The sequence below is a fragment of the Suttonella ornithocola genome, from assembly GCF_001889065.1.
GTDB classification, from domain to species: Bacteria; Pseudomonadota; Gammaproteobacteria; order Cardiobacteriales; family Cardiobacteriaceae; genus Suttonella_A; species Suttonella_A ornithocola.
Genome location: NZ_LWHB01000153.1, coordinates 1 through 7,808 on the forward strand (window position 1 = coordinate 1; position 7,808 = coordinate 7,808).

At 39.9% G+C, this 7,808-nt stretch carries 8 protein-coding genes; 2 read left to right on the forward strand and 6 right to left on the reverse strand.

Going from position 1 to position 7,808, the window contains the following annotated elements:
- Positions 1–404 precede the first annotated feature (404 nt).
- From dhaM to A5N85_RS11130, 6 genes are all read right to left on the reverse strand, one after another.
- Complete coding sequence (gene dhaM, locus A5N85_RS11105) at positions 405–1,133, reverse strand: dihydroxyacetone kinase phosphoryl donor subunit DhaM (RefSeq protein ID WP_072577285.1); 729 nt, start codon at positions 1,131–1,133, stop codon at positions 405–407.
- The gene (gene dhaL, locus A5N85_RS11110; RefSeq protein ID WP_072577286.1) at positions 1,126–1,749 is read right to left on the reverse strand and encodes a dihydroxyacetone kinase subunit DhaL; all 624 of its coding nucleotides are present in this window, start codon (positions 1,747–1,749) and stop codon (positions 1,126–1,128) included. Before dhaL ends, dhaM begins: the two co-directional genes overlap by 8 nt.
- A gap of 130 nt (positions 1,750–1,879) precedes the next feature.
- Positions 1,880–2,941 carry a dihydroxyacetone kinase subunit DhaK gene (gene dhaK / locus A5N85_RS11115; protein WP_072577287.1) on the reverse strand — a complete coding sequence of 354 codons (1,062 nt, stop codon included), beginning with the start codon at positions 2,939–2,941 and terminating at the stop codon, positions 1,880–1,882.
- Between the two features lie 7 nt (positions 2,942–2,948).
- Positions 2,949–3,716: an MIP/aquaporin family protein gene (locus A5N85_RS11120; RefSeq protein WP_072577288.1), complete on the reverse strand. Its 768-nt coding sequence runs from the start codon at positions 3,714–3,716 to the stop codon at positions 2,949–2,951.
- Between the two features lie 3 nt (positions 3,717–3,719).
- Positions 3,720–5,213, reverse strand: coding sequence for a glycerol kinase GlpK (glpK, locus tag A5N85_RS11125; protein WP_072577289.1), 1,494 nt, complete (start codon positions 5,211–5,213; stop codon positions 3,720–3,722).
- Positions 5,214–5,282: 69 nt separating this feature from the next.
- Positions 5,283–6,848 carry a glycerol-3-phosphate dehydrogenase/oxidase gene (locus A5N85_RS11130; RefSeq protein WP_072577290.1) on the reverse strand — a complete coding sequence of 522 codons (1,566 nt, stop codon included), beginning with the start codon at positions 6,846–6,848 and terminating at the stop codon, positions 5,283–5,285.
- Between the two features lie 217 nt (positions 6,849–7,065).
- Between A5N85_RS11130 and A5N85_RS17060 the strand changes: the two genes are divergently transcribed.
- Together A5N85_RS17060 and A5N85_RS17065 are read left to right on the forward strand one after the other, a co-directional pair.
- The gene (locus A5N85_RS17060; RefSeq protein WP_281268166.1) at positions 7,066–7,452 is read left to right on the forward strand and encodes an L-threonylcarbamoyladenylate synthase; all 387 of its coding nucleotides are present in this window, start codon (positions 7,066–7,068) and stop codon (positions 7,450–7,452) included.
- 23 nt (positions 7,453–7,475) lie between these two features.
- Positions 7,476–7,670 carry a Sua5/YciO/YrdC/YwlC family protein gene (locus A5N85_RS17065; protein WP_281268165.1) on the forward strand — a complete coding sequence of 65 codons (195 nt, stop codon included), beginning with the start codon at positions 7,476–7,478 and terminating at the stop codon, positions 7,668–7,670.
- Positions 7,671–7,808: the final 138 nt, after the last annotated feature.

Consider the following 7,808-nt stretch of genomic DNA (forward strand, 5'->3'; position numbering starts at 1 on the left):
TTATTGAGTTCCGGAAAATTTATGGTTAAAAATACCTTTTCCGGATTTTTTAGAATTATTTTTATAGCTAAATGTCTTTAACTTGCATACAGCGTTAGCTCGTTTTACCGTACTGAGGTTGGTTGTCTGTGGTTCGTCAGTTTGAGATCTTTGCAAAAAAAAACATAAAATAGAGAAATTTTAATTTTTCAAATTTTGAAAATATATTAAAATCATGGCGTTAATTTTTCTACTAGTAGCAAAAATTAGTATAAAACGGAATTTTGCAAAGGTCTCAGACTGTTTTCAAAGTCGATATTGAGTTAATGTTGTATGCTTTTTTTGGGAAGTTGGCTATATTTCTTGGTAATACTGAGTATAAAAAAAACGGCTTAAACCGTCTTTCTTTTGGTATGAAGTTTTATTTACGCTTTATCGCCAAAGTGTTCTTTCGCCATTTTTTGAAAAGTTTCTAACGCATCTTGTGCATCTGTTCCTTCTGCGCTGAGTGTCAGCATATCACCGCATTGAATGTTTAGCTGAGTAATGCCGCCTAGCGTTTTTGGATTAGCACTTTCTTCACTACGATGGTTAGTTAAGGTTAGATCGGAAGAAAATTTAGACAGTTTCGCCGCAATTTTCGCGGCTGGACGCGCGTGAATCCCTTGTTTATTTTCTACTGTTATGGTGAGCTTATGTTTGGCATTAGCGGTATTATCAGATATAGCATGGTGAGCATCCGCTGATGTGCCGAGCGCAGATTCTTTGGCGCGTAAAACAGAAAGGCTTTCAGTGAGAATTTGTTCTCGGTTTGCGCCAGAAATAGCGCTAACAGCAGCAGCGATTGTACCTTCAACAAAAGGCGCGGGAGAAATGGTAACTTTTTCAGCCAACTCTGGTGAAACGAGCGCTAGTGCTGTTTGTGTGCTTAAAATTGCACTGCCTAAATCCACTAAGATAACGATTCCGTCTTCTGTTTGTGCATTTGTTTCTATGGCTTCCATAACCGCAACTGCATCTGTACCGATAGGGTTATCGGGGTCATCTATACCTGCGGCGACTGAAATATGTGCCTCTGGTGCCATTTGTAATGCCAGTTCTCGTACGCTTTCAGCTAATTGACGGCTATGGGAAACAAGTAATAAGTTAACCATTGCTTACCTCTGATAAGGCTTGAATAATCAGATAGGAAGAAGCAGCACCGGGGTCAATATGACCAATGCTCCGTTCTCCTAGATAGCTTGCACGTCCTTTTTTGGCTTGCATGGGCACAGTCGCCGTCATTGCCTGTTCGGCGGTTTCGGCAGCAGAGCTTAATGCCATTGCAAGGTCTAATTGTGTTTCCTCTAGTTCTGCACAAACAGGCAGCCATACATCAACCATGGTTTTATCGCCGCCACTGGCTTTCCCACGTGCAATCAGTCCGTCAGTGCCTGCACGAAAGATTTTAGCAATGTCAGCAATTTCTAAATCGGATTTATCGCCTGCTACCTGTGCAGCTTTAATAAAGAATGTGCCGTAAAGTGGACCACTTGCGCCACCAATGCTAGAAAGTAAGGTCATCCCAACGGTTTTTAATACGTTGGCAGGAGAGGTCTTTGAAGGGTCTAAAGTCTCCAGTTTTTCTGCTGCTTTTTTAAAACCTCTCGCCATATTTACGCCATGATCACCGTCACCAATTTCTCTATCTAAGTCAGTTAAGTAATCTTTATTTTCTTCAAGTGTATCGCGACAGCGAGTTATCCAGTTAATCAGCGTTTGTGTATTCATAAATCATCCATTAAAAAGGGCGCTTATCAAATCATCTAAAAACAGCGCAGTTTATAGGCATTGTCTGACATTTTTGGCGGTAAATGCTATTCTATTTTTTAGACGATTGAACGGTAAGCGTCCTTAGTCATTATTGTTTCCAAGCAGGTGTTGAAACTGGCGCATCAAAATATCGCAAGAGTTCATCATCTACTCGCGTAAGCGTAATTGAAAATCCTTGCATATCTAGAGAAGTGCAATAAGACCCGACCAAGCTACGTTCAATGTGAATATTGGCTTTTTGGCAATTTTCCGCTAAACGTCCATAAATACCATAAAGCTCGGAAATAGGAACACTACCAAGGTTATTTACCATGGCAATTACACGATCCCCGGCAGTTAAAGGCTGTTTTTCTAGCGTGTGTTCTTCCCAAGTTTGCTCTGTGCCGTTCCAAGTCCGAATGGTTCGACTATAGGTGCCATTCTCTAAGAGAGTTTGGAACATTTGGTCAACAGTATCATTCAAATCTTGATAAGGACGACGTGAGATTCCCGGTTCACCGTGGATACCAACGCCAAATTCCATTTCATCTTCTGCCAAAGTAAATGATGGTTTACCCGCAGATGGGACGGTACAAGCATTTAGTGCAACACCAATAGAAAAACCATTATTGTTTACGCGGATGCCTAGTTTGGTAAGCGACGATAAATCATCACCAGTTTCTGCCGCCGCACCTAAGATTTTTTCCATGATAACGGTATTGGCAACGCCACGACGTCCTGCTGTGTAAAGGCTGTCTTTAACCGCAACATCATCATCACTTAAAACAAAGCTTACTTCACAGCCCATATCTTGTAAGAGCTCGGTAGCAGTTTCAAAGTTGAGAACATCGCCAGTGTAATTTTTGACAATCAATAATACGCCTTTTCCACCATCTGCTGCTTGTGAGCAAGCAATAATTTGATCAGGAGTAGGTGAGGTAAAAATTTCTCCGGGAATAGCACCTGCAAGCATTCCTTTACCAATAAATCCAGCGTGCATGGGTTCATGACCGCTACCGCCACCAGAAATAAGAGCTACTTTATTACCGACACCAGCGCTTTGAACTAGAAAGGTTGGGTCTAAGCGAAGTTCAATTTCTGGATGCGCGGCAGTAAAGCCGCGCAATTGTTCATTCAGAACATTTTCAACTGAATTGATAAGCTTTTTCATGCTAACCTCAAGCTAGGCAACAAGCTGCCAATGCGGCTAAAATCGCACCAACAATAGGACCAACAATAGGAACAATGCCATAAGCCCAATCTGGTTTTGCATTTAATTTACCAGAGAGTATGGTTAATACAATTCGCGGTCCTGCATCACGAGCAGGGTTAATGGCATAGCCAGTTGTTCCACCAAGACTTAAGCCAATTACCCACACTAAAATGGCAACTGGAAGTGCACCAATAGAACCTAAACCAATAGGGGTTGTGATAGCTTTACCAGTATCAGGATCAATGTCTGCGCCGGGAAAAGCAATGTTGGCATCTGATACAAGATAGAAAATCACAAATACTAATACGAATGTTCCCACAACTTCGCTAAACAAATTGCTAGGGAAATTGCAAATAGCAGGTTCTGTACAAAAGCATGCACGCTTAGCGCCTTCATCATCAGTGATTGCAAAATGATCTTTATGGAAGACCCATACGATAAAAGCACCAATAATAGCTCCAATGAGTTGTGCGACAATATAAAGTGGCGCATCTGCCCAAGCAAATTTTCCCGCGGTAGCTAATCCTACTGTAACAGCGGGATTTAGATGTGCGCCAGATATTGGTCCTGCAACGACTACGCCGACAAATACGGCAAAAGCCCAAGCGGTAGTGATAACTATCCAACCACCATTATGACCTTTGGTTCCTTTGAGGACACAATTTGCAACAACACCATTTCCTAATAAAATCAATAAGGCAGTGCCAACAACTTCTGCAACAAACGGTGTCATGGCTTACTCCTCAATCCAATTTTGAGCAGCTTTAACAGCTTTATGCCAGTAGTGAAGCATATGATCGCGTTTGGCAATGTCTAATTCAGGCTCAAAGACGCGGTCTTTTTGCCATTGTTTTGCAATATCATCAACATCTTTCCAGAAACCAACTGCTAAACCAGCTAAAAATGCTGCTCCGCTTGCAGTGGTTTCCAACACTTTTGGACGAATAATTTCAAATTGGAAAATATCAGATTGAATTTGCATGAGTAAATTACTAGCACTTGCGCCGCCGTCAACACGAAATTCTTTGGTTTTTTCACCAACATCTTTTTCCATGGCTTTGACAATATCATAAACTTGGAATGCAATACCTTCTAATGTTGCACGAGCGATATGCGCATCAGTCGTTCCGCGCGTAATGCCTAAGATTGTTCCGCGGGCATATTGATCCCAATATGGTGCTCCCATTCCTGCTAATGTTGGAACAAAATAAACGCCGCCATTGTCTTCAACTGAATCTGCTAAACTATTGATTGCATCAGCTGTACGGATAATCCGCAAACCGTCACGCACCCATTGAATAGCTGCGCCACCAACAAATACTCCACCTTCTAAAGCATAAGTCACTTTATCGCCAATTTTCCAAGCAACGGTTGCTAATAAATTATTTTTAGAATCAACAATTTCTTCGCCAGTATTCATCAATAGGAAACAGCCTGTACCGTAAGTATTTTTGACCATTCCTTTTTTGGTACACATTTGTCCGAATAAAGCGGATTGTTGATCTCCAGCAATACCCGCAATTGGAACTTTTCCACCCGGAATATAGCGGCTTTCAACATAGCCATAAACTTCACTGGAGCTTTTAACTTCTGGCATCATTGAACGAGGAACTTGGAAAAGTTCTAATAGCTCATCATCCCAATCCATATCACGAATGTTAAATAACATCGTGCGACTAGCATTACTTGGATCAGTGACATGAACTTTACCGTCGGTTAATTTCCAAACTAACCATGTATCAACGGTTCCGAAAGCCAATTCGCCTTTATTAGCTTTTTCACGAGCGCCGTCTACATTGTCTAAAATCCAACGGATTTTGCTGGCAGAAAAATAAGCATCAATAACAAGACCGGTTTTGTGCTTAATAAGTTCACCATGTTTTTCTTTTAAAGTGTCACAAAAACGGGAAGTACGGCGATCTTGCCATACGATAGCACGATGAATTGGCTCACCTGTTTTTTTATCCCAAACCATTGTTGTTTCGCGCTGGTTGGTAATCCCGACGGCTGCAATTTCATCTTCACGTACGCCTGCTTTAGCAATGGCTTCGCTCATGACAGAAAGCTGAGTTGACCAAATGGCTTGTGGATTATGTTCGACCCAGCCCGGCTCTGGAAAATGCTGGGTAAAGTCTTTTTGGGCAATATTAACAATGTCGCCATTGTGATTAAAAATAATGGCGCGTGATGATGTTGTGCCTTGATCTAAAGCAATCACATATTTACTCATAGATTTATCTCCTGTGTTGTTAAAAAAGTCCTTGCGATAGTGGTGTTATATCGCAAGGAAAAATAGAAATTAGTTCAACTGATATTGTTTTGTTAGTGTTATAAAATCGTTGATTTCTTTGTTCTTACGCTCATCAGACCAATTTAAAGCCTTAGCAAGATAATCACCAACAGCAGGTGCTGAGGTTTCTGCTGCTTTTGCATCTAAAAATAGCAAGCGAAGCCGGCGAGCGAGAATATCTTCTAAAGTGAGTGCCGCTTCATTATCTAATGCCCATTGAATTTGCGCATAAATATAGGGATAGTCAGGGTGAATTTTTTCTGCAAGTTGATCATTTTGTTCGGATAGTTGTCGAATTTGCACTTCATCAGAGCCATAAAGCGTGAGCGGATTATCATCTAAATGCACATTTGTCTGATAGCCGTGAAGGCGCAATTCAGTGGTTTGGCAGTCTTTTTGTGGTAACAATTGCGCCTTGATAGCAGCGTCGACAACATCTTCTGCCATTTGACGATAAGTCGTCCATTTGCCTCCAAAGATGTTAACCAATCCAGATTGACTGACTTCTACTTTATGGCTACGGGAAACTTCTTTGGTGGATTTACCTTCTTCTTTAGGTGCTGCTAATGGGCGTAATCCAACAAAAACACTTTTTACATCTGCGCGTGTAGGTTCGCGTTTAAAGTAAGTTTTTGCTGTTTGTAAAATAAAATTAATTTCTTCTTCTAGCGGTTTAGGTTCATAGTCATGATTTTTGACTAAAGTATCTGTCGTTCCAACGACTAATTTATCATGCCATGGCACCGCAAATAAAACGCGACCGTCAGAAGTCTTAGGAACCATTAAAGCATCATCACCCGGAAGAAAATCTCTTTCTAAAACAATATGTACACCTTGGCTTGGAACGATTCTTGGTTTTTCATCAGGTTCATCCATTGCTAAAATATCATTTGCAAAAACGCCGGTGCAATTTAATACAGCGCGTGCTTTTAAAGTATAAGTATTACCAGAAAAACCTTCTGTAGCGACAACGCCGTTTACTTTTCCTTGTTCATTTTTTGTGAGGTTTGTCACTGCACAGTAATTTACCACTGTTGCGTCATGATCAACGGCAGTTTGCGCTAAAGTCACCGCTAAACGTGCATCATCAAATTGACCATCATAATAACAAACCCCAGCTTTGAGTAAGCTATCTTTAACGCCAGGTAGCCGCTGTTGAGCGACATTTTTAGAGAGATGTTTGGTTCGACCAATACTTAATTTACCTGCTAGACGATCGTATAACCATAATCCAAAGGTGTAATAAGGTGCCGTCCACCATTTTTCACCCGGAATGATAAAAGCCTGTGTTTTAAAGAGTTGAGGCGCATTTTTAGCCAGTCTGCCTCTCTCCCTTAAGGCTTCGCGAACTAAGGCAACATCACCTTGTGCTAGATAGCGAACGCCACCATGAACCAATTTTGTTGAGCGACTAGAAGTTCCTTTAGAAAAGTCCTTTGCTTCAAGTAGTAAGGTCTTATATCCTCGTGTAGCCGCATCAACAGCTGCTCCTAATCCCGTTGCACCGCCACCTATGATAATAACATCCCATAAGATGTCTGATTGCATCTGTTCTAAGGCTTGCGCTCTGTTCATTATTACTCTCCTTTTGACTATAACGACAAATTAGCGTAAATATTCATAGGTTTCAATCATAATTTTAACGTTAAAAGCTAAATAAATAAATTTAATATATTTATAGTGTTATTTTATAATGATATGAGTAATAAAAAATATTGAAAATTTTATTTATTATAAATAAGGAATAATTTTAATAATTTAATTATAATAGCTTTTTATATGAGGAATTACTATGGCACAGTGGATAGAAGTAAATAGCAATTTTATTAAACCAAGAGAGCTTAAGCTTATTGTAGATACTTTACAAGCGGGAAAAGTAATCGTTATTCCCAGTGACTCAGGTTATGCTTTACTCTGCCGATTAGGAGATAAGGGCGCTAGTCAAAAAATACGAACGATTAGGCAATTAGAGAAAGATCATCCTTTCACCATAGTTTGTAGTGATTTAACGCATCTTGGGCAATATGCGAAAGTGGATAACACACAGTTTCGATTATTAAAAACGTTATTCCCCGGAGCATTTACTTGTATTTTGCCAGCGAGTAAAGACGCTCCAAGATTGGTTCAGCATGAAAAGCGTAAGACGATTGGAATTAGAGTGCCTAATCATCTTCAATAATAGAAGCTAATAATGACGCTTTAATGGGAGTATCGCTTGCTGATAGCAATGAACTAATAAGCAATCCGCATGAATGGGAGAAAAGCTTAGTTAATGCCGTTGATATGATAATAGATGTGGGAGAATTGGTTGTACAACCAACTACAGTTGTTGATTTAACAGAAATGCCACCAGTAATTATTCGTCAAGGCGCAGGGAAATTCCCTTTTGAAAAATGATTTTAAGGAAAAATTGTCAATTATTCTTTTAAGAAATAAACGTTGATTTAATAGGTAATCAATAATAATCAGAATAATTACTTCCTGACTTTTCTCAAAATAAGTTAGTAATAGATTATATATATAAAATAAATATTA